The sequence below is a fragment of the Lactococcus sp. EKM203L genome, assembly GCF_011800585.1.
Taxonomy (GTDB): domain Bacteria; phylum Bacillota; class Bacilli; order Lactobacillales; family Streptococcaceae; genus Lactococcus; species Lactococcus lactis.
On record NZ_JAALEQ010000009.1, the window covers coordinates 1 to 20576 of the forward strand.

Genomic DNA, 20576 nt, shown 5'->3' on the forward strand with positions numbered 1-20576 from the left:
CTCAAGCAGTTAATATCACAAAAGCATAATTATATCTGAAAATCGTGCAAAAACTGGAGTCATTACTTCAGTTTTTTATATTCAGTTGCAATTATGAGAGAATATGATATACTTAGCCAGCAAGAGGAAACTCACACTTCCCGTGCATAAATTAGGACCACTCTAATATAGAGTGTTTTTTTCAATGTCTGTTAATTAAAATTAATATTTAAAAGATTTATAAAAAAACACCTATCACAGCACATGTCAAGGACCAGTTAAAATAGACAATAAAAAAAAGGAACTTCTTAGTTCTTCGTTATTGTCTATTTTTTTATCCTATAATCCTATATATTTGACTCATGTATTGTTCTTTGTTATAATGTTCTTGTTCTCGGTACAGGTACAAGAGAAAGTATGAGAGTTATATTTATTTAAGGGGTGAATCATGGATACGAAATTTTCTGTAGCATTACATATTTTGGCATTTATTTCAGAAACAGATGAAGAGGCTAATTCTACCACGCTTGCAAATAGTGTAAATACGAATAGTAGCCACATTAGAAAAATAACTGCTCTTTTGAAAAAAGCAGGTTTATTAATTAGCCAACAAGGCAAATCAGGATTTCAATTAGCACGAAACAAAGATAGTATTCTTTTATCCGACGTTTACAAAGCAGTCTATCCTGAAAAAAGTGTACTACATGTACATGAGGATGCAAATCCAGAATGTCCAATAGGGTCACATATTGGAGAAATACTTACACCGACTTTTGCACATGCGGAAGAAGCGCTTTTGCGTGAGCTACAAAAAGAATCTCTAGCAGACTTGATTAATAAACTATATGCTGCTAATCAAAATAAATAGAAATAAGGTGAAAAATGAGAGCAGCTAGATTAAACAATTATTCAAAAAAAGATTTTCAATTGAGTATTGAGCAGATTGAGAAACCAAAACCTAATGCACAGGAAGTTCTCGTTAAAGTTAGCATGGCAGGTGTTAATCCACTAGATAATATGATAACAGCGGGAGAGGTAAAATTAATTGTTCCCTATAAATTACCAGTAACAGCAGGAAATGAATTTGTTGGAGTTATTGAGAGTATTGGTAAAGATGTCACAAAATATCAAGTTGGAGATCGGATATATGCAAGAATGCCTTTAGATAAAATAGGAGCATTCGCGGAATATTTGACCATTGATCAAAATGAGATTGCGTTAGTGCCTAGATATCTGAGCGATGAAGAAGCAGCAAGTGTTCCACTAACGGCACTAACAGCATATCAAGCATTGGAACTTCTCAAAGTGAAGCCTGGGGAAACCATTTTTATCTCTGGCGGTACAGGTGGATTTGGGGCTATGGCGATTCCAATTGCTAAAGCATTTGGTTTAAAAGTTATTACTAACGGAAGTAAAGAAAATAAAGAACGTGTTCTAGCCCTTGGAGTAGACCAATTTATTGACTATAGATATGAGGACTATACGAAGGTTTTAAATGACATAGATTATGTAATAGATACTCTTGGTGGTGATGAATTAATTAAACAATTTACTATATTGAAGAAAGGGGGGGCAATTGTTAGTCTCAAAGGAGGCCCTAATCGAAGCTTTGCAAAAAGGATGAACTTATCGTTCTTCAAAACTTTTCTTTTTGGTATGGTAGGTAGAAGATTCGACAAATTAGCCTCCCAAAAGAACCAGACTTACCATTTCATTTTTGTGAAGTCAGATGGTAAGCAACTTTCCAATATCTCAAAAATCTTTGAAGAAAACCAAATAAAAGCTTCTGTTGATAAAGTATTTGATTTTAAAGATATTAACTTAGCTTTAGATAAAGTAAAAAATGGACGTTCTAGTGGTAAAACAATCATTAAATTTTAAAGGAGAAATGATGAAATATACAGTAGTTACAGGAGCAAGTTCAGGTATTGGATGTGCCACAGCAATCAAGCTAGCAAACTTAGGCTACAATCTTATAATTGTAGCAAGACGTACTCACAAATTAAATGAGTTAAAAAGTGAGATCAATAATAAATATCCAAATATCGATGTGGTTGTTAAACCTACAGATTTATCAGCTAAAGGTGAAATAGAAGATTTATATCAATTTATTTCAAAGTTTGAATTAAGTATGCTTCTAAACATTGCAGGACTTGGTGCTTCAGGACAAATTATTGATTCAGATATAGAAGCCTATGAGAGAATGGTCGATGTTAATATTCGTGCAACGATGATGCTATCTCAACTATTTGTAAAAGATTATTCTGACAAAGCCGTTCAATTGATCAATGTGTCCTCAGCTGTGGGGTATTTAGTCGCAGAAAATAATGTAGTTTATTCTGCTTCAAAATTTTTCATCAATGCATTTACTCAAGGGCTTGCTAATGAAATGAAAAATAATAAAATTCAAGTAAAAATCTTCGCACCAGCTTTAACGGCTACTGATTTTATTGGATATACAGACCAAAGTAACCTCCCTCCATATGTTAAATCCGTGGATGAAGTGACTGATTATCTATTGGAGTTGATTGAGAGTGAGTATAATATTGGTCTTGTAAATCCTAAGAATGATTTTGTTTTAACAAATAAGGTACTCGAAGAATTAAATGGATTTGGAGTATAGTATGGACTATCTTGAAGCCGAAACAAAATACATTCAGGGTGAAAAAGAAGTGTACGCATATAGGGAAATGGGAACAGAGAGTGATGTACCATTACTGATGTTACCTCACCTCTCCGCAACAATGGATAATTGGGATTCCAGATTTTTGAACCCTATCGCTAAACTTAGAAGAGTTATCGTTTTTGATAATCAAGGAATTGGATCCAGTACAGGGAAAGTTCAAAAAAGTATCGAAGATATGGCTAAGGGTGTCTCTGATTTTGTTCAAGCTTTAAATATAAAGCGCTTTGACCTTTTAGGATTATCTATGGGAGGTTTTGTCGCTCAAGAATACCTGGCTATTTCTCCAGAGAAAGTTAGAAAGTTGATCCTAGCTGGTACTGGTCCTCGAGGTGGAGTAGGGATTTCAAAAGTTGCAAGAGTCACATATCAAGATATGATAAGAAGTGTCATTCATCGAACAGATCCAAAACGTTTTCTATTTTTCAATCATGATAATGAGGGAAAAAAATACGCGGATGACTTTTTACATAGTTTGAATCAGCGGAAAAAGAACGTTGACTTACCAATCAAATTGTCTTCTTTCAGAGCGCAGTTAAAAGCGATTAAAAAGTGGGGAAATGAAGCACCATCAGATTTATCACAAATTCAGCAACACACACTTATTATAAATGGGGATAATGATAGAATGGTACCTACCCAAAATTCTTTTGATTTATCTAAAAAAATTCCCCATAAGAATTTAGAAATCTATTCTAACGCAGGACATGGCTCTATTTTTCAGTTTCCAAATGAAGCTTCAGAACTAATCAATAATTTTCTATTTTAAAAAGCATTAAAGAATTTTAAAGCATAATGGAATAAACTCTATAATCATACAATTTTTAGGTATGGTTCCTGAATTCTATAGGAGTCATGCCTTTTAGTTTGCCCTGTGGTCTATCATTGTTGTACCAAATAATATAGTCATTCACTTGTTTAATTAATTCTTCCTCAGATGGTGCAGGTTTGAGATGGAGAAGTTCAGATTTGAGATGAGAGAAGAAATTTTCACAGCATGCGTTATCATAACAATTTCCTTTGCGGGAGTGAGAGATCGTTACACCTAAGCTTTCAAGTGTATGATAGCATATTATTTTTACTTGTTTCCCGAGTAATAAGTTCAAAAGAAAACTGGTGAGGAAGGGATTTCAACTGCTTTAGCTTGAACTTAACTTTAAAAAGCCACTATTATAATGGCTTTTTTTAAGTATTAAAAGGTCGGTATCGGGGTCAGTGTTTGAAAAATGGTATCAATCTTAATATTGGATTCAAAAAATTATAGTCATGCTTTGAGAAAAAGCAAGCTTTTTCAGAAAGATTTATTTACCATTGAAGAAGCCAAAAAATTGTCAGTACTATTACTCTTATATCGTTAATTAGCCTTACTTGCCTGTAGAAAAAACACCAATCCATCTTTTAAGCACTAAAAACTCTAACTAGAGAGTCACTCCAATTTTTTATTTATAATTTACAACAAAAATCGAAACATAAATAGTCGTTTATGTTTGACAATATATAAACATTTGTTTATATTATATATAAACGTACGTTTATGTTTGAGAAAGGATTTTATGAATTACGAAAAAATTGCAATGAGTTTGAAGGCATTAGCTGAGCCAAATCGTTTAAAAATTGTCGACCTGCTGTCATGTGGAACAAAGTGTGCTTGCGATTTATTAGAGCATTTTGAGTTTTCACAACCTGCATTGTCTCATCACATGAAGGTTTTAGAGAAAGTAGAAATTATCACTGTGGAGAAAAAAGGGACTTGGAATTATTACACTTTAAGTGATGATTTTGCTAAAGAATTCCAAAGCATGTGTATGACTCTATTCTCACATAATGAAGAAACTTGTGTGTGTGGTATTGATAAAAAATGTAATTGTTCTAATTAAGAAAGGGAACTATAATGAAAAAAATTGAAATTTTTGAAGCTGCGATGTGTTGTTCAACTGGAGTTTGTGGTCCGTCAGTTGATTCAGAGTTACTTCGTATTACAAACCTATTTGATACATTGAAAGAGAACGAAGAAGTAAAAGCTTATCGTTATAATCTTACAAGTAACCCTCAAGCGTTTGTGGTTAACGAAAAAGTTCTGAATCTCATACAAAATCAAGGGAATGATGTTTTACCAATCACATTAATTGATGGAGAAATTCTCAAAACCGAAAGCTATCCAACTTCTGAAGAACTTGGACTAAGCGATATTAATAATGAAAAAGAAGCTTGTTGCTCAAATTCCCGAGAAGAAGTCAAAGTAGAGGCAAATACTTCTTGTTGTGGTGGAAATACTGGTTGTTGTTAATAGGGGAGAAATGATGAAAGCTTACGATCCAAAAAAATTAGAATTGACTAAATACCTATTCTTTACAGGAAAAGGTGGGGTTGGCAAAACAACGTCTGCATGTGCAACTGCAGTTAGTCTTGCGGATTCAGGTCATAAAGTAATCCTTGTCAGTACTGACCCTGCTTCTAATTTACAAGATGTATTTCAAACAGAATTAACCAATAAACCAAAAGAAATTCCAGAAATTCCTAATTTAAAAGTCGCAAATTTTGACCCAGTATCTGCGGCAAATGATTATAAAGAAAGTATAGTTGGTCCATATCGAGGAATTTTACCAGACTCAGCTGTAGAAAATATGGAAGAACAACTTTCAGGTTCATGTACCGTTGAAATTGCTTCTTTTAATGAATTTGCAGGTTTCTTAACAAATAAGGATGTCGAAGATGAATTTGACTATGTCATTTTTGATACCGCACCAACTGGGCATACCCTCAGAATGCTTGCTCTTCCTTCCGCATGGTCTAACTACCTGGATGAAAATGATACTGGTGTTTCGTGCTTAGGTCAACTTTCAGGACTGGGAGATAAAAAGGAAAGTTACGAACGGGCAGTAAAAAAATTAGCTGACGGTGAATTAACAACGCTTATGTTAGTAACACGTCCTCAAAAAGCATCAATTCAGGAAGCCAATAGAGCTTCTGGTGAACTTGCGGAACTTGGAATAAATAATCAAAAATTAATTATTAATGGACTTTTAACTCAAGCAGATGATGAAGTATCAAAGATTATTGCCAATCAACAAGAAGATGATTTAGAGCATTTGCTTAACTCTCTCAGTAAGTATGAACAATTCTTTATCCCACTCAGACCCTATAATGTGACTGGGTTAGATAAACTTCGCATCCTTTTAGATACAGTTCAACCCGAATTGCCTGAGATTGATTCAGAAATGAGAGAATATCCAGAACTCTCAACTGTGATTGATAATTTTGTCAAAACAGGTAAAAAAATTATCTTTACGATGGGTAAAGGTGGAGTTGGAAAAACTACTTTAGCGATTAAAGTTGCTCAAGCTTTGCAAAAGCAAGGTAAAAAAGTTCATCTGGCTACTACAGACCCTGCGGATCATCTTAATTTCTACTTGGGAGATACTTCTGGACTCTCATTAAGTTATATTGATGAAGAAAAGGAACTTCAAGAATATAAAGAAGAAGTTTTAAGCAAAGCAAGAGAAACAATGTCAGGCGATGATTTTGACTATGTTAAAGAAGACTTGGAATCACCATGTACGCAAGAAATTGCAGTCTTTCGTGCTTTCGCTGAAATTGTCGAAAAAGCAGATGATGAGATTGTAGTAATTGATACTGCGCCAACTGGTCATACCCTCTTATTACTTGAATCAACTCAAAGCTATGCGAAAGAAGTTGAACGGACAAGTGGTGAAGTTCCAAAATCAATTCAAAAACTTTTACCAAGATTACAAAACTCTGATGAAACAGAAGTTTTGATGGTGACTTTACCAGAAACCACTCCAGTTTATGAATCAATGCGATTAGCAGATGATTTAGATAGAGCAAATATTGCACATACTTGGTGGTTAGTAAACCAAAGTATGAGTGCAACTCATACCTCGAATGAAGTTTTGAAAGCACGTGCATCAAATGAAGTAGAATGGATTAATAAAGTTGCCAAACTTTCTAATCAACACTATGCAGTAGCTAAATGGCAAGCTGACTTTGAAAAATAAAGGAAATAATGATCCTATGAAAATGATTATAATTGGTTCTGTAGCCTCAGGAACAAGTGTTGCTGCTAAGGCACGTAGAAATACAGAGAGTGCAGAGATTACTCTTTATGATAAGGACACTGATATTTCTTACGCAGTATGTGGTATTCCATATGCTATTGGTGGGGAAATTGGTGATTTTGATGAGTTAACTCCTCGGGATGCTCGATGGTTTAAAAAACGTTACAATGTTGATATTCATACTTCTCATGAAGTTTTAGATATTAATCATTCAACAAAATCTCTCAAAGTTAAGAACCTTTTGACTGGTGAAATATTTGATGATTCTTACGATATCCTTGTTTTTGCAACTGGAGCAACTTATCATAGACCTGAAGTTTTTCAAGGTAAATCATTTGATAATGTATTTCAAGTAAGAAATATTAATAGTGGTAAAAACATTAAATCTTTCTTGGACGATAAAAAACCAAAAACAGCAATTGTTGTAGGAGCAGGTTATATTGGTCTTGAAGTTGCCGAACAGCTCAAAGAACGAGGACTTGATGTTACTGTGCTTCAACGTGGGAAACACCCAATGGCACACCTAGATTGGGACATGTCTATTCGCATTGAAGATGAAATGGAAAAGCAAAATGTTCATTTTCTATCTGAGGAAGTAATCACTGAAACAAATGGAGAACAAATATTAAAAAGTGTCATAACAAGTAAAGGCAATGTTCTTAGCGCTGATTTGTATATATTGGCTACTGGTGTTCGACCAAATACTCAACTCGCAGAATCAATTGGTGTGAAACTAGGTGAAACTGGAGCGATTGCTACAGATACAACGATGGAAACTAATATTGAAGGTGTCTATGCCGTTGGGGATGTCGCAGAAAGTTTCCATGTGATTACTGGGAAAGCAACATATAGACCTTTGGCATCAACTGCAAACAAGATGGGGAGAATTGCAGGAGATGCAATAACTGGTGGACCACTTCGTTTTCAAGGTGTGCTTGGGACTGGAATTTTACGCTTCTTTGATTTAACCATTGCTCAAACAGGATTAACTGAAAAAGAAGCGATTGAAGAAGATTACGAAATAGCAGTATTATTCAATATTAAACCAGACAAACCTGATTACATGCACGGTAAAGAAATGGTTATCAAAGCAATTGCAGATAAGTTATCGCATCGAATTCTTGGAGTTCAAATTATTGGTCATAAAGGCGTTGATAAAAGAATAGATGTTTTTGCCTCAACAATAACATTAGGGGTTACTGCAGAAGATTTATTCCATATGGATTTAGCTTATGCCCCACCATTTTCAACAACTAAAGACCCTGTCGCATATACAGGAATGGCACTCACCAATGCCTTAACTACTGCGCCATTAATAACGCCTCATGATTTGATGGAACTTCAAAAAAATAGTGCAGATATAACAATTATTGACACACGTGCAAAAGCAAGTTATGAAAAGAAACATATACCAAATGCAATTAATATTCCGCTGGCAGAACTTCGTGAAAAATCATCTATCCTTGATAAGGATAAATTGACAATCGTTTACTGCAATAAGGGAGTAACTGGAAATGCTTCTCAAAATGTGTTGAGAAATGAAGGATTTAGAGAAGTATACAATTTATCTGGTGGAAATAAAAATTATCAAGAAATTGCAAAACAAGAAAAAAATTAGGGGAAAAACTCAATTATGAATCAAGTCACAAAGAAACTGTCGTTTTTAGACCGTTATCTGACGCTTTGGATATTTGTAGCAATGGGAATTGGAGTCGCTTTGGGGTACTTCGTTCCTAGTGTTGCAACCACTATTAATGACTTATCAGTAGGAACAACATCAATTCCAATTGCTATTGGACTAATTCTCATGATGTATCCTCCATTAGCAAAAGTAAAATATGGAGAAATGGGAAAAGTATTTAAGGATTGGAAAGTCCTGTTGCTTTCATTAGTTCAAAACTGGATTATTGGTCCGATACTAATGTTTATACTTGCGGTCGTATTTTTACAAGGTTATCCAAGCTATATGATTGGGCTTATCATGATTGGGCTTGCGCGTTGTATTGCAATGGTTATTGTTTGGACTGATTTAGCACATGGTGATAGTGAATATACAGCAGGACTTGTAGCCTTCAACTCACTTTTCCAAGTATTCTTTTACTCAATCTTTGCTTATTTCTTTGTAACCTTGCTTCCAAAATGGTTAGGTTTAGGAAATTTTGCAGTGCATATAACAATTGGTGAGATTGCTACCTCAGTATTCATCTATTTGGGAATTCCATTTATTGCAGGGATTATCTCTCATTTTGGTTTGATTAAATTAAAAGGTAAAGAATGGTTTGAAGAAAAATTCATTCCAAAAATTAGTCGTATAACATTGGTCGCTCTCTTGTTTACAATCATTATCATGTTTGCGGTTAAGGGTGAAAAGGTAGTAGAGCTTCCATTTGACGTAGTTAGAATAGCAATTCCATTGCTTGTGTACTTCGTATTGATGTTCTTTGTTTCCTTCTTTCTCTCTAAAAAATTGGGAACATGTTATCCTGTTACAGCATCTTTATCATTTACAGCAGGAAGCAATAACTTTGAGCTTGCGATAGCAGTTGCGGTAGGTGTATTTGGAATTAATTCAGGAGAAGCCTTTGCGGCAGTTATTGGTCCGTTAGTGGAAGTTCCTGTTATGATTGCTTTAGTTAATGTGGCTTTGAAATTTAAAAAAATCTATTTTACAAAAGAATCCGTATAAGGAGTATTATGAAATTTAAATTCACATCTCTTTCTTCGGCTGAAGAGAATTCTATCAATAATTACACGGGTGAAAAAAGTGGAAAATATATTATTAAAGAGTTCATTAATATGAAATCAGCTGTTCAATATGTAGCTAATAATTCTGGTTTTGTAACAACTGATGATGAGAAAAAATCATTTGTTGTTAGAAATATTGAAAAAATAAACTAAAAACATCATATTTTGGTTTTTTTTTAGTTTTTTAGGAATAACGTTGATATTAGGTCGGTATCAGGCAAGGTTGCTTTGAAAATTGTTCAAATAAGATGTGGAGTCTCTAGCGTGAAGGAGAAGTATCTTGCTAGTCATCAATCCGTCTTTGAAACACTTAAAAATATAACTAGAGAGTCTCTTCAATTTTATTAGATTTTATGTTGTCAAAATACAGCTTTTTATTTTCAAAATATATAGTTGCAAATGCACTAAAAAAGAAGTATAATATTTTCTAACGAAGGAGTTTAAAAATGGAAAGTGAAATATTAAGACAAATTGGAACAATTTCTCGTTCTCTAGATTCGATTAGTAACGTTGAATTTGCACAATTTGATTTGGCTAAAGGTCAATATCTCTATTTGAGTCGGATTAAAGAAAATCCAGGCATCATTCAACATCGTTTATCAGAACTGTTATGTGTAGACAAATCTACTGCCAATAGAGCAATTAATAAGTTAGAAGAAAAAGGATTAATCACTAAAAAGGATGACTTAGTGAATAAAAAAGAAAAGCATCTCTTTATTACCCAAAAAGGGGAGGAAATTTATCCAGTTATTATTCGTGAAAATGAATACTCGACAAAAGTTGCAACAGAAGATATTTCACCTGAAAAAATGGAAGTATTTGTTGAAGTAATAAATAAAATGGCTGATAATATCTCTCAAAATTGGTTGGATGTCAAGAAAGGAATCAAAAGAAATTATTAAATGGAACAAGAAGTAGAAGTAATATTAAAAGTAGTAACCCTACAAGACGTTAAACAATTACAAAAAATAAGTATTGAAACTTTTTCCGACACATTTAAAGATGCCAATGATGAAGCGGATCTAAAAGAATATTTAAAGAGTGCTTATAATATTAAGCAATTGGAATCGGAACTTTCAGATTCTGATTCCAATTTTTATTTTGTTTACTACAAAAAAGAATTAGCAGGATATTTAAAGCTAAACGTCTCTAATGCTCAAACGGAAAAACATGACATAAATGCTTTAGAAATAGAGAGGATTTATATAAAACCTAACTTCAAACGTTTGGGACTTGGAAAATACCTCTTGAACTATGCCGTCGAAAAAGCAAAAGAGCTAGACAAAACGAGTGCTTGGCTTGGTGTATGGGAAGAAAATATAAATGCACTAAATTTCTATAAAAAAATGAATTTCGTTTGCTTTAGTGAACATGTATTTGAACTTGGTGGAGAAAAGCAAAGAGATATTCTCATGAAGTTAATCATAAATAAGTGAAATAAAGGAGAGTACAATATGGATTCTAAATTAAAAGTAGATAATAGCTTTTGGGATATATTTCCTGATGCGAGTATAAGTGTTTTAACGATAAAAGGAATTGATAATAAAGTTCAGTCAGCAGTTATTGCCAGAACGCAGGAATTATTGGATAGTTCTACGATAAAATCTGAAAAACATTTAACAGAGGACACTTTTTCTTCAAATGCAATCATTCAAGACTGGAGACAAGCTTTTACAAAGTTTAAAAAGAAAAAAGGAGCACGTTCATCAATTGAGGCTCTATTAAAACGAGTGAGTCAAGGTCAAAAATTCAATTCAATAAACCCTTTAGTAGATATCTACAACAGTATTTCTTTAGAATACGGTGTTCCGTGTGGTGGTGAAGACTTAAACAAGATTTCTGATATCATGCATTTAGGAACTGCTAATGGAGGTGAGACTTTTAGACCTTTGGGTTCAGATAAAGATGACCCAGCGTTACCAGGTGAGGTTATATATTATGATAATGAGGGAGCAATTTGTCGGAGCTTTAACTGGCGTGAAGCACAAAGAACAATGTTGACTGAAAATACAACCGATGCAATTATGGTAATTGAAGCAATTAATGAAGAGCAACAAATAATAAGTAAGCAAGCTATACTCGAATTAAAATACCGTATTCAAAATATATTAGGCATAGAGGGGCAAATTGAAGTATTTACAAAACCTCAAAAATAAACACATCCCTTTAATGATGAGCCCTTTTGTATCACAATTAGGGCTTTCGGTTTATTTAATTGGACTTAATTGGTTAATTGTAGAGGCCACAGGAACAACAAAACAGTTAGGAATTATACAGGCAGTAAGCGGTGTTGCTTTTATCATTACTGATGTGTTTGTCGGAGTATTAGTTGATAAATATAACCCTAAAGTACTTATCCTCCTGACAAATTTATTGTCAGCACTAGTAAATTTTGGAGGAGCAATACTTGTAAATTCTAATCACCCCCAGACCTTACTCTTAATAGTAACTACCTTTTCTCTAAACATTATGTTGGCAATTAACTACCCCTCTGTAAAAGCTTTAGTTCCTAGTGTTATTAAATCAAATAAAATTCAAAGATTTAACGCAATTTCTAATACAATATATGGATTTGCTAGTATTCTTGCACCACTCATTTGTAGTATTCTCCTTTCCTTAGGGAAACTCTCTTTTAATCAATTCTTATTGGTAAATGGACTTCTTTTTTTGTTTGCAGCATTAATAAATAATAGAATTGACTCTCCTAAGTCCTATTCAATAAATATAAGCGGAAAGTTTATAGAGAATCTCATTGAGGGATTTCAGTATATTAGGAGAACTAGAAAACTTATATTATTAATCTCTGCAATGGGAATTTTTAATTTATGTTATTCAGGGTTTATATTATTGATTCCATACTTAGCTAAAAACTATTTTCAAAGCAATGTTAGTATATATAGTATAGCTTTATTATTAATGTCATTAGGAGGATTGGCAGGAGGCGTAAATCTTGCAAGACAAACAAAAAGTATCAACAGTTCAAAAATATATCTTGAGTTAGTACTATTTTCACTAATATTATTGGGAGTAGTTTCTTATTTTAATCAATATACTTGGTTAGGAATGGTTGCCGTATTTGGATTTGTCCAAGCTCAATTATTTGGGAGTATACCGACATTTATTCAAAAAGAAACGGATAGCAAATACTTAGGGAGGGTTTTCGGATTAGCTTTCCTAGCATTTGATGGTGCACAACCTCTGGGAAGTCTCTTTTTTTCTAATTTTATAGATTCCATAAGCTATAAAACTTATATTGGAATAAGCATCATAATGTTTATTTCGTTTTTAGTTATTTTCACTTTTGATATAAAATATAATACTTCAGATTAAAAGAGAAAAAGAAGAAAACTTTGACAATCGAATGTACTGAGAAAATTAGGATATAATAGATAAAAAAGGAGCAAAATAACAATATGTCGTTAACTAACAACTATCACATTGCAGAGCCGATTAACCAGCCTAACAGAGCATAACAAAAAAATCCTTGCACGCAAGAATAGTTTATGCTATAATTAAGGCAACTAAAAAAGGCCTGATAAAGTTGTCGCTTAATCAGACCTGCCGATTAAGAACCATCCCGTTCAATCGACTTACTTAATGATATTATAAATAAATATGCATAAAAAGTCAAGTCAAATGATGTAAAAGGGGGATTCTTAATCGGAATCTCCCTTTTTCGATTGGCTATACATTAAATAATAACTATCAAAAAAGATATTTTGTGAAAAAAGAAAAAACTTCTAAAAAATTTTTTAGAAAGATAATTAAAACAAAAATCAGGAGAGCAACGTGTCACCAAAACCTTATAATAGCAAGGTATACGAAACCTTTTGAAAAGGTGTGACACAGAACTCCTATATGTTTTAAGTAACATCTTTCCGAAAAACTGTAATTTTCTTGACAATTGGATATCTCTTCTGGTATACTTAAATTTATGAAACGTGAACAATTAATACAAAATATTGAAAAACTAAAACATATCATGCCTTCTTATGTTTTAGAATATTATCAATCTAAACTTACTATTCCTTATAGTTTGAATACACTTTATGAATATCTTAAAGAATATGAACGTTTCTTTAGTTGGTTGGTCGATTCTGGAGTTGCTGATGTTGATAAGATAACTGATGTTTCCCTCTCTGTTTTAGAAAACTTAACTAAACGAGATTTGGAGTCATTTATCCTCTATCTTAGGGAGAGACCCCGTTTAAATACGCGCTCTACTCGTTATGGGGTAAGTCAAACAACAATTAATCGTACTCTATCTGCTCTTTCTAGTCTTTATAAATACCTTACTGAAGAGGTTGAAAATGAAGATGGTGAGCCTTACTTCTATCGTAATGTTATGAAGAAGGTACAGACTAAGAAAAAATCCGAAACTTTAGCTTCTCGTGCTGAGAATATTAAAGGGAAGCTTTTTTTGGGAGATGAAACTCAAGGTTTTCTTGACTATATTGATAATGAATATGAAAAAACATTATCAAATAGAGCTCGTTCTAGTTTTTCCAAAAATAAAGAACGTGATTTAGCAATTATTGCACTTATTTTAGCCTCTGGTATTCGTCTTTCTGAGGCAGTTAATGTAGATTTAAGAGATTTAAATCTTATTACTATGGTTGTTGAGGTGACTCGTAAAGGAGGAAAAAGAGATGCTGTTCCTTATGCTCCTTTTGCCAAAACTTATTTTGAAAGATACTTGGAGGTACGAAGTCAACGTTATAAGACTACAGCGAAAGATACGGCATTTTTTGTGACACTTTATAGAGATGTTCCTAGCCGAATAGATCCTTCTAGTGTTGAAAAATTAGTTGCTAAATATTCTCAATCTTTTAAAGTGCGAGTGACCCCTCACAAGCTTAGACATACACTTGCGACTCGACTTTATGCTCAAACAAATTCTCAGGTATTGGTGAGCAATCAGTTAGGGCATGCTTCAACTCAAGTTACAGACCTCTATACTCATATTATCAATGAAGAACAAAAAAATGCTCTAGATAATCTATAACAAATAAAAAACACTTGATTCAAATTCCAAGTGTTTTTTATTTGTTATAGATTATCTTTTGAAATAATATCTGTTAAGCTATTTAAAGCACGCTCTGCTACCTTAGTATAACGTTCTTTTTTATCACGAATTCGTGGGCCTTCTAATTCTTCAACAATTCCGAAGGTTACATTCATTGGTTGAAAATGTTTGCTGTCAGTATGGGTGATGTAGTAAGGTAAACTTCCAATCGCCGTTGTTTTTGGGAATATAACTACTTCTTCGTCATTAAAGAGTTTGACAGCATTAATTCCAGCAACTAAACCAGAAGCAGCTGATTCTACATAGCCCTCTACTCCTGTCATTTGTCCTGCAAAGAACAGATTCTCTTGTTTGCGAGATTGGAAAGTTTGTTTAAGAAGATTTGGAGAATCCATGTAAGAATTACGATGCATGACTCCATAACGAACGAATTCAGCATTTTCAAGACCTGGAATCATTTGGAAAACTCGTTTTTGTTCTCCCCATTTTAAATGAGTTTGAAATCCTACGATATTGTACAAAGATGCGGAAGCATTATCTTGGCGAAGTTGAACAACTGCATAGGGAGTCTTAAAATCACCATCTCTGGGTCCTTTATAATCTTCAGGATATTCCAATCCAACAGGTTTCATCGGGCCAAATAGCATCGTTTTATAACCACGTTTGGCCATTTCTTCAATAGGCATACAACCTTCAAAGACTTTTAAATCTTCAAAAGAGTTTAAAGGAGCTTCTTCAGCAGAAATTAAAGCTTCTTGAAAGGCTTGGAATTCTTCCTTGGTCATTGGACAGTTGATATAGTCAGCTTCACCTTTATCATATCGAGATTTTTTATAGACTTTTTCAAAATTAATTGAGTTGGCGTCAATAATAGGTGCTGCTGCATCATAAAAATAAAAGCCATCCGCACCGTTAAATTCATGAATTTTTTCTGCTAATTTATCTGAAGTTAAAGGTCCAGTAGCGATAATTGTAATTTCATCTTCTGGAAGATCAGTAATTTCTTCACGAATTACTTCAACCAATGGATGGTTAGAAACTTCTCTTGTGACAAAATCAGAGAAACCTTCTCTATCAACAGCTAAGGCTCCTCCAGCAGGTACTTGAGTCACTTCCGCTGCCTTGATAATTACAGAATCAAGTCTTCTCATTTCTTCTTTTAAGAGACCAACCGCGTTAGTGATTGCAGCTCCACGAAGAGAATTTGAACAGACTAGTTCAGCAAATTTATCTGTTTTGTGTTGAGGGGTTTGTTTAACGCCTCGCATTTCGTATAGTTTAACGGGAATACCACGCTTAGCAATTTGATAAGCAGCTTCAGAACCAGCAAGTCCCGCTCCTATAACGTTAATATGTGTTTTTTTCATAGTCCCAATTATATCTAAATTTAGTAAATTTTTCCATTGATTAATATAATAAAAAAGCGCGGAAGCGCCTTTTATTTTTGTTTTTCTTCTTGATAATCACATTCATCATTTGAACATACCACTTGTTTACTGCCACCACGAACTTTCTTTTCAACAAGAAAATGTCCAGATTTAGGACAATCACGTCCGATAGGTTTGTCCCAACTTGTGAATTCACAGTCTGGGTAACGATCACAACCATAGAAAATTCTATTTTTCTTTGTTTTGCGTTCAATAATATTTCCTTCATGGCAAAGCGGACATTTTACGCCTATTTCTTTGACAATTGCTTTGGTGTTTCGGCAATCTGGGAAGTTGCTACAAGCGTAAAATTTTCCAAAACGTCCCAACTTAATTACCATCGGACTTCCACAAACATCACAGTCAAAGCCAGCAGGTTCATCCTTGATTTGAATTTTTTCCATACCTTCTTCGGCATTTTCAAGTTCTTTTGCAAAGGGTTTGTAAAATTGGTCAACAACCTCAATCCATTGACGTTTTCCTTCTTCAACTTCATCAAGATCTTTTTCCATTTCAGCTGTAAATTCAGTATTTACAATGTTAGGGAAGAACTCAACAATAAGCTTATTGACAATTTCTCCAAGCTCTGTAGGTTCAAAACGTTTTGCTGACAATCTCACATAGTAACGTTTTTGAATTGTTTCTAGTGTAGGCGCATAGGTTGAGGGACGTCCCACTCCATTTTCTTCCAATGTCTTGATGAGTGTTGCTTCGGAATATCTAGCTGGTGGTTGAGTGAAATGTTGTTCTGGTTTAACATTCGCTTTTTTGACAGTTTCATTTTCTTCCATCTCTGGAAGCATATTTGATTTATCAGAATCATTGTAGATTCGCAGATAACCGTCAAATTTCACTTGTGAACCATTAGCAATAAAGATAACACCATTTTGAGACAGATTTACTTTAACAGTATCGAAAATAGCTGCCACCATTTGACTGGCAACGAAACGATTCCAGATGAGTGTGTAAAGTTTTAGTTGATCTTTGTCTAGATATTTAGCAATGGCGTCTGGAGTGTTAAAGACATTTGAAGGTCGAATTGCTTCGTGGGCATCTTGGGCTCCAGAGGCATTTTTAACTTTTGAACCGTGTTTACTATATTTTTCTCCAAATTGATCAGCAATATAATTGTGAGCTGCACTTTGTGCAACAGGAGAAATACGTGTTGAGTCTGTACGCATATAGGTAATTAAACCTTGATGGCCCTGGCTTCCTAAAGTAAGACCTTCATAAAGTTGTTGAGCAACCATCATTGTTTTACGGGTACGAAAGTTAAGTTTATTAGCTGCGTCTTGTTGCATTGAGCTAGTTGTATAAGGAAGAGGAGCGTTTCTGCGACGTTCTTTCTTTTCAACTTTATCTACGTTAAAATCAGGACCGTCTAAACGTTCCATGACTTTGATGACATCTTCATTGGTTTTTAAAGGATGTTTTTTTCCGTCAATTCCCCAGAAGGATGCTTTGAATTTTTTAGTTCCTTTTTTAAATTCACCATCAATTGACCAATACTCTTCTGGAATAAAAGCATTAATTTCATTCTCGCGGTCAACAATTAGTTTTAAGGCAATAGATTGAACTCGACCTGCTGAGAGTCCTTTTTTGACTTTTTTCCATAGAATAGGACTAATTGAATAACCCACCAAACGGTCAAGAACTCGGCGTGCTTGTTGGGCATCAACTAGATCCACATCAATTTGACGCGGCTCCTTAAAGGCATTTTTAACAGCATCTTTAGTGATTTCATTAAAGACCACTCGATTTTTTTCTTCAAGTGGAAGATTTAAGATATGTGCTAAGTGCCAAGAAATTGCTTCGCCTTCACGGTCCGGGTCACTTGCGAGGTAGACGGCTTTGGCAGCCTTTGCTTCTTTTTTGAGAGAGTTGATTAATGGGGCTTTCCCACGAATATTAATATATTGAGGTTCATAGTCATTCTCTATATCAACAGACATGGTTGATTTTTTCAAATCACGAATATGACCTACTGAAGCCACAACTTTGTAGTTTCGACCTAAATATTTTTCAATTGTTTTAGCTTTTGCTGGCGATTCTACAATAACCAGATTTTTACCTGGAGTGACTCTTTTTCGTGTTGTTTTTTTCTTTGTAGTTGTTTTTGTTTTACTTTTAGTTGAAGTTGGCATAATTTTTCCTATTTATTCTTTTTGGTATCCACTATCTTTTAGTTATTGTATCTTAATTCATAGAGGTATATATCGAATGTGGAAGTAAAATAATAGTTTAAGAGGTGTTAATACTCTTATTTACATTAAATTCACTCTCTCATAATAAATGCTTTTCTTCAATATGTCAAGTTATTTAGTTTTCTTATAGTAGAACTTGATATTTTTTTGTACTATAAAAACCGACTTAAGTCATGTGGTGCAAGGTGATAAAGGCTTTTTTTAATCATACAAATATTCTTCTAAGATATCTTGGGCTTGATAGATTAATTTTGCTCCTTGTTGTATTAGATGATTACAGCCATCTGAAAATCCATCTGTTATGTTTCCTGGTACAGCAAAAATATCTCTTCCTTCTTCCAGAGCGCGCTCACAAGTAATTAAACTACCACTTCGTAACTTTGCTTCTATCACTACTACACCATGTGAAAGTCCCGCAATGATACGATTACGTTCAGGAAAATGATAACGAAGTGGCTTTTCTCCGACTGAATATTCTGATAGTATGAGTTGGTTTTTAGCAAGATACTCTTGAATTTTTCGATTTTCTAAAGGATAAAAGATATCTAAGCCTGTACCGATAACTGCAATTGTAGGGATTTTATTTTTAATGGCAGAAAGATGACTTGCTGTATCAATTCCTTTAGCGAGTCCGCTGACAATCGTAAAATTTTGGTTCAACTCTGTCACAATTTTTTGAACGGCTTTAATTCCTTGTGAGCTTGCTTGTCGACTACCAACAAAAGCTAATTTAGGAGTTTTTAAGAGTCTTATATCTCCTTGATAAAATAATAGAACCGGTGGATTGTAAATTTCCTTGAGCCTTTCGGGATAAATTTCATCAAGAAGAGAAAATGATGGGTATATTTTATACTCTTCTCTCAGTTTACTTACGTCTTGATTTTTATATTGTTCAATAAAGTTGGGAATTGATTTAAGTTGTGCTACTTGTCCCATTTGTCTTAAACTTATTTTTTTATCATATCTATGAAAAAATTTTAAAAGTTTATTTACTCCTAAATTGGTCATGCCAGCTTTTTTCCAACGATATAAATCAAAATTTGTTATCATAATTCCTCCATTTTTTACTGACAGATTTGTCAGCAATTTTAAAATTGGCTTATAATTTTCTATACGTAAAAAAGACTGACTTGTAACCAAAAAAATTACTGACAGAAATCTTGTCAGTAATTTTTATAGCTAATATGTTTTAATTTTAGGATTTAACTTCTGCAATGACTTCTATTTCAATAAGGACATTTTTAGGTAATCCTGCAACTCCAACAGCGGAACGCGCTGGGAATTCCTTATCAAAAAACTTTGAATAAATTGCATTAAATCTTGAAAAATCTTCAATATTTTTCAAGAAACATGTTGTTTTGATGACTAAGTCAAAATCAGAATGTGCTTCTTTCAAAATAGCAGAAATATTTTTCATCACCTGTTCGGTTTGAGTCTCAATGCTATCTCCAACAATCTCTCCATTCAATGGATTCAACGGAATTTGGCCTGATGCATAGAGTAAACCATTAACAATTTTGCCTTGAACATAAGGACCGATAGCGGCTGGTGCATCTAATGTTGCAATAATTTTCATAGATTTCTCCTTTAATATAGCTAAAGAAATCTAGTGATTATCATTCAGCTACATCGATATCTTTTTTTAGTGCTTCAATATCAAGGTCAGCAAACAAGAATTTGCGATCTTGAACGGGGAATGATTGGTTCAATTGGTCAATTGCGCCAATTTCAACAGTACCATTATCAATAATAAAATCAAGGACATGTCCACCAAAAGTAAAATCTTCACTAATAAAATGGAGGTGATAACCAGCAACACTCACACCATGAAACATTTCTGGAGTCCAAATCCCAACAATTGTTCCTTTGACGTTTTCTTCAGTGTATTCGGGTTGATTTTGTGAAACTTCTACAAATCTTGTCCCTGATTTTGCCCGTGGAATCATACGAACGTGCATTTTTGGAAACTCACCAGTTATTTTGATTGAGCGAAATAAGTTTTGCCCGTCAAAATAGCTTTCGATTCGGTCTTCTAATTCCTTATCACTGGCCGTAAATTTTTGTTTAAAAACTACCTCTGCCTGATGGGGAACAACTGCAGCATAAGGAACTTTGATGTCATCAGTTAATTCGACGATAGTTTTATCACCTTTAGCTTGGTAGGCTTTGCCGTCCAAAACAATTAATTCTCCATCAACAGAATCTAAAGTTCCAATTCCTAAATCACCATGTTTCAGAAGTTCACCAATTGTCATTGTCCCCTCGTAAAGGCCTGCCATTAAAGCTCCAAGGGTATTATATTGAAAAAGTTGTGTGATTTCTGTCATGATATTTCTCTTTTCTATCTCATTAAATTTAAATAATTTATTAATTAAATTATATCAAATTTCTAGTGATTTAAAGAGAATTGAAACTAGAAAATGGCTCAAACCAATT

General features: G+C 33.7%; 21 protein-coding genes. 15 read left to right on the plus strand and 6 right to left on the minus strand.

The genetic code is table 11. From position 1 onward, the window contains the following. Window positions 1-427 precede the first annotated feature (427 nt). From HFD15_RS11725 to HFD15_RS11740, 4 genes are read left to right on the plus strand one after another with little or no spacing between them, the layout of a single operon-like run. Window positions 428-847, plus strand: a complete 420-nt coding sequence (locus HFD15_RS11725) for an Rrf2 family transcriptional regulator (protein WP_058204427.1) — start codon at window positions 428-430, stop codon at window positions 845-847. 14 nt (window positions 848-861) lie between these two features. Next, entirely contained in the window at window positions 862-1860 is a 999-nt protein-coding gene (locus HFD15_RS11730; RefSeq protein WP_058204428.1) for an NADP-dependent oxidoreductase, read from the plus strand. Between the two features lie 10 nt (window positions 1861-1870). After that, on the plus strand, window positions 1871-2602 hold the full coding sequence (locus HFD15_RS11735) for an SDR family oxidoreductase (RefSeq protein ID WP_058204429.1): 732 nt from the start codon (window positions 1871-1873) through the stop codon (window positions 2600-2602). Window position 2603: 1 nt separating this feature from the next. Next, entirely contained in the window at window positions 2604-3431 is an 828-nt protein-coding gene (locus tag HFD15_RS11740; protein ID WP_235586264.1) for an alpha/beta fold hydrolase, read from the plus strand. 55 nt (window positions 3432-3486) lie between these two features. On the opposite strand, the gene HFD15_RS11745 is transcribed toward HFD15_RS11740, so the two are convergent. Next, window positions 3487-3768: an IS3 family transposase gene (locus HFD15_RS11745; protein WP_081042677.1), complete on the minus strand. Its 282-nt coding sequence runs from the start codon at window positions 3766-3768 to the stop codon at window positions 3487-3489. A gap of 447 nt (window positions 3769-4215) precedes the next feature. Here HFD15_RS11745 and HFD15_RS11750 point away from each other — a divergent pair, with 447 nt between their 5' ends. The 11 genes from HFD15_RS11750 (at window position 4216) to xerS (ending at window position 14488) form a co-directional block, all read left to right on the plus strand. Beyond that, complete coding sequence (locus HFD15_RS11750; RefSeq protein ID WP_058208610.1) at window positions 4216-4539, plus strand: metalloregulator ArsR/SmtB family transcription factor; 324 nt, start codon at window positions 4216-4218, stop codon at window positions 4537-4539. A 14-nt stretch (window positions 4540-4553) separates the two neighbouring features. Then, complete coding sequence (arsD, locus tag HFD15_RS11755) at window positions 4554-4949, plus strand: arsenite efflux transporter metallochaperone ArsD (protein WP_058203601.1); 396 nt, start codon at window positions 4554-4556, stop codon at window positions 4947-4949. 13 nt (window positions 4950-4962) lie between these two features. After that, on the plus strand, window positions 4963-6678 hold the full coding sequence (gene arsA, locus HFD15_RS11760) for an arsenical pump-driving ATPase (RefSeq protein ID WP_167593665.1): 1716 nt from the start codon (window positions 4963-4965) through the stop codon (window positions 6676-6678). A 16-nt stretch (window positions 6679-6694) separates the two neighbouring features. Then, a complete protein-coding gene (locus HFD15_RS11765) occupies window positions 6695-8356 on the plus strand; it encodes an FAD-dependent oxidoreductase (RefSeq protein ID WP_058204569.1) in 1662 nt (553 codons plus the stop codon). Window positions 8357-8371: 15 nt separating this feature from the next. Continuing rightward, window positions 8372-9424 carry an ACR3 family arsenite efflux transporter gene (gene arsB / locus HFD15_RS11770; protein ID WP_058204433.1) on the plus strand — a complete coding sequence of 351 codons (1053 nt, stop codon included), beginning with the start codon at window positions 8372-8374 and terminating at the stop codon, window positions 9422-9424. A gap of 8 nt (window positions 9425-9432) precedes the next feature. Then, window positions 9433-9636 (plus strand): hypothetical protein, encoded by a 204-nt coding sequence (locus tag HFD15_RS11775; RefSeq protein WP_058204434.1) that lies wholly within the window; start codon window positions 9433-9435, stop codon window positions 9634-9636. A gap of 293 nt (window positions 9637-9929) precedes the next feature. Beyond that, entirely contained in the window at window positions 9930-10385 is a 456-nt protein-coding gene (locus HFD15_RS11780) for a MarR family winged helix-turn-helix transcriptional regulator (RefSeq protein WP_012897834.1), read from the plus strand. After that, entirely contained in the window at window positions 10386-10919 is a 534-nt protein-coding gene (locus tag HFD15_RS11785; protein WP_012897833.1) for a GNAT family N-acetyltransferase, read from the plus strand. 18 nt (window positions 10920-10937) lie between these two features. Next, a complete protein-coding gene (locus HFD15_RS11790; RefSeq protein ID WP_167593664.1) occupies window positions 10938-11639 on the plus strand; it encodes a B3/4 domain-containing protein in 702 nt (233 codons plus the stop codon). Beyond that, window positions 11611-12813, plus strand: coding sequence for an MFS transporter (locus HFD15_RS11795; RefSeq protein ID WP_167593663.1), 1203 nt, complete (start codon window positions 11611-11613; stop codon window positions 12811-12813). Before HFD15_RS11790 ends, HFD15_RS11795 begins: the two co-directional genes overlap by 29 nt. Before the next feature lie 604 nt (window positions 12814-13417). Further along, a complete protein-coding gene (gene xerS / locus HFD15_RS11800) occupies window positions 13418-14488 on the plus strand; it encodes a tyrosine recombinase XerS (RefSeq protein ID WP_058208182.1) in 1071 nt (356 codons plus the stop codon). Between the two features lie 44 nt (window positions 14489-14532). On the opposite strand, the gene trmFO is transcribed toward xerS, so the two are convergent. The 5 genes from trmFO to budA all read right to left on the minus strand — a co-directional run bounded on the left by trmFO (window position 14533) and on the right by budA (window position 20467). Beyond that, entirely contained in the window at window positions 14533-15876 is a 1344-nt protein-coding gene (gene trmFO, locus HFD15_RS11805) for a methylenetetrahydrofolate--tRNA-(uracil(54)-C(5))-methyltransferase (FADH(2)-oxidizing) TrmFO (protein WP_025017071.1), read from the minus strand. A gap of 71 nt (window positions 15877-15947) precedes the next feature. Continuing rightward, complete coding sequence (gene topA, locus HFD15_RS11810; protein ID WP_167593662.1) at window positions 15948-18080, minus strand: type I DNA topoisomerase; 2133 nt, start codon at window positions 18078-18080, stop codon at window positions 15948-15950. 261 nt (window positions 18081-18341) lie between these two features. Beyond that, entirely contained in the window at window positions 18342-19190 is an 849-nt protein-coding gene (gene dprA / locus HFD15_RS11815) for a DNA-processing protein DprA (RefSeq protein WP_058208183.1), read from the minus strand. Window positions 19191-19335: 145 nt separating this feature from the next. Beyond that, on the minus strand, window positions 19336-19716 hold the full coding sequence (locus HFD15_RS11820; protein WP_003131142.1) for a RidA family protein: 381 nt from the start codon (window positions 19714-19716) through the stop codon (window positions 19336-19338). Window positions 19717-19756: 40 nt separating this feature from the next. Further along, window positions 19757-20467 (minus strand): acetolactate decarboxylase, encoded by a 711-nt coding sequence (gene budA / locus HFD15_RS11825; RefSeq protein WP_003131140.1) that lies wholly within the window; start codon window positions 20465-20467, stop codon window positions 19757-19759. Window positions 20468-20576 lie beyond the last annotated feature (109 nt).

Excerpts from the sequence above, each read along its gene's own strand:
- arsA (WP_167593665.1), top strand. The coding sequence starts at position 4,963 with ATGAAAGCTTACGATCCAAAAAAATTAGAATTGACTAAATACCTATTC.
- budA (WP_003131140.1), bottom strand. The coding sequence starts at position 20,467 with ATGACAGAAATCACACAACTTTTTCAATATAATACCCTTGGAGCTTTA.
- HFD15_RS11820 (WP_003131142.1), bottom strand. The coding sequence starts at position 19,716 with ATGAAAATTATTGCAACATTAGATGCACCAGCCGCTATCGGTCCTTAT.
- HFD15_RS11765 (WP_058204569.1), top strand. The coding sequence starts at position 6,695 with ATGAAAATGATTATAATTGGTTCTGTAGCCTCAGGAACAAGTGTTGCT.
- HFD15_RS11725 (WP_058204427.1), top strand. The coding sequence starts at position 428 with ATGGATACGAAATTTTCTGTAGCATTACATATTTTGGCATTTATTTCA.
- HFD15_RS11735 (WP_058204429.1), top strand. The coding sequence starts at position 1,871 with ATGAAATATACAGTAGTTACAGGAGCAAGTTCAGGTATTGGATGTGCC.
- HFD15_RS11740 (WP_235586264.1), top strand. The coding sequence starts at position 2,604 with ATGGACTATCTTGAAGCCGAAACAAAATACATTCAGGGTGAAAAAGAA.
- HFD15_RS11730 (WP_058204428.1), top strand. The coding sequence starts at position 862 with ATGAGAGCAGCTAGATTAAACAATTATTCAAAAAAAGATTTTCAATTG.
- dprA (WP_058208183.1), bottom strand. The coding sequence starts at position 19,190 with ATGATAACAAATTTTGATTTATATCGTTGGAAAAAAGCTGGCATGACC.
- topA (WP_167593662.1), bottom strand. The coding sequence starts at position 18,080 with ATGCCAACTTCAACTAAAAGTAAAACAAAAACAACTACAAAGAAAAAA.
- arsB (WP_058204433.1), top strand. The coding sequence starts at position 8,372 with ATGAATCAAGTCACAAAGAAACTGTCGTTTTTAGACCGTTATCTGACG.
- xerS (WP_058208182.1), top strand. The coding sequence starts at position 13,418 with ATGAAACGTGAACAATTAATACAAAATATTGAAAAACTAAAACATATC.
- arsD (WP_058203601.1), top strand. The coding sequence starts at position 4,554 with ATGAAAAAAATTGAAATTTTTGAAGCTGCGATGTGTTGTTCAACTGGA.
- trmFO (WP_025017071.1), bottom strand. The coding sequence starts at position 15,876 with ATGAAAAAAACACATATTAACGTTATAGGAGCGGGACTTGCTGGTTCT.
- HFD15_RS11785 (WP_012897833.1), top strand. The coding sequence starts at position 10,386 with ATGGAACAAGAAGTAGAAGTAATATTAAAAGTAGTAACCCTACAAGAC.
- HFD15_RS11775 (WP_058204434.1), top strand. The coding sequence starts at position 9,433 with ATGAAATTTAAATTCACATCTCTTTCTTCGGCTGAAGAGAATTCTATC.
- HFD15_RS11750 (WP_058208610.1), top strand. The coding sequence starts at position 4,216 with ATGAATTACGAAAAAATTGCAATGAGTTTGAAGGCATTAGCTGAGCCA.
- HFD15_RS11790 (WP_167593664.1), top strand. The coding sequence starts at position 10,938 with ATGGATTCTAAATTAAAAGTAGATAATAGCTTTTGGGATATATTTCCT.
- HFD15_RS11780 (WP_012897834.1), top strand. The coding sequence starts at position 9,930 with ATGGAAAGTGAAATATTAAGACAAATTGGAACAATTTCTCGTTCTCTA.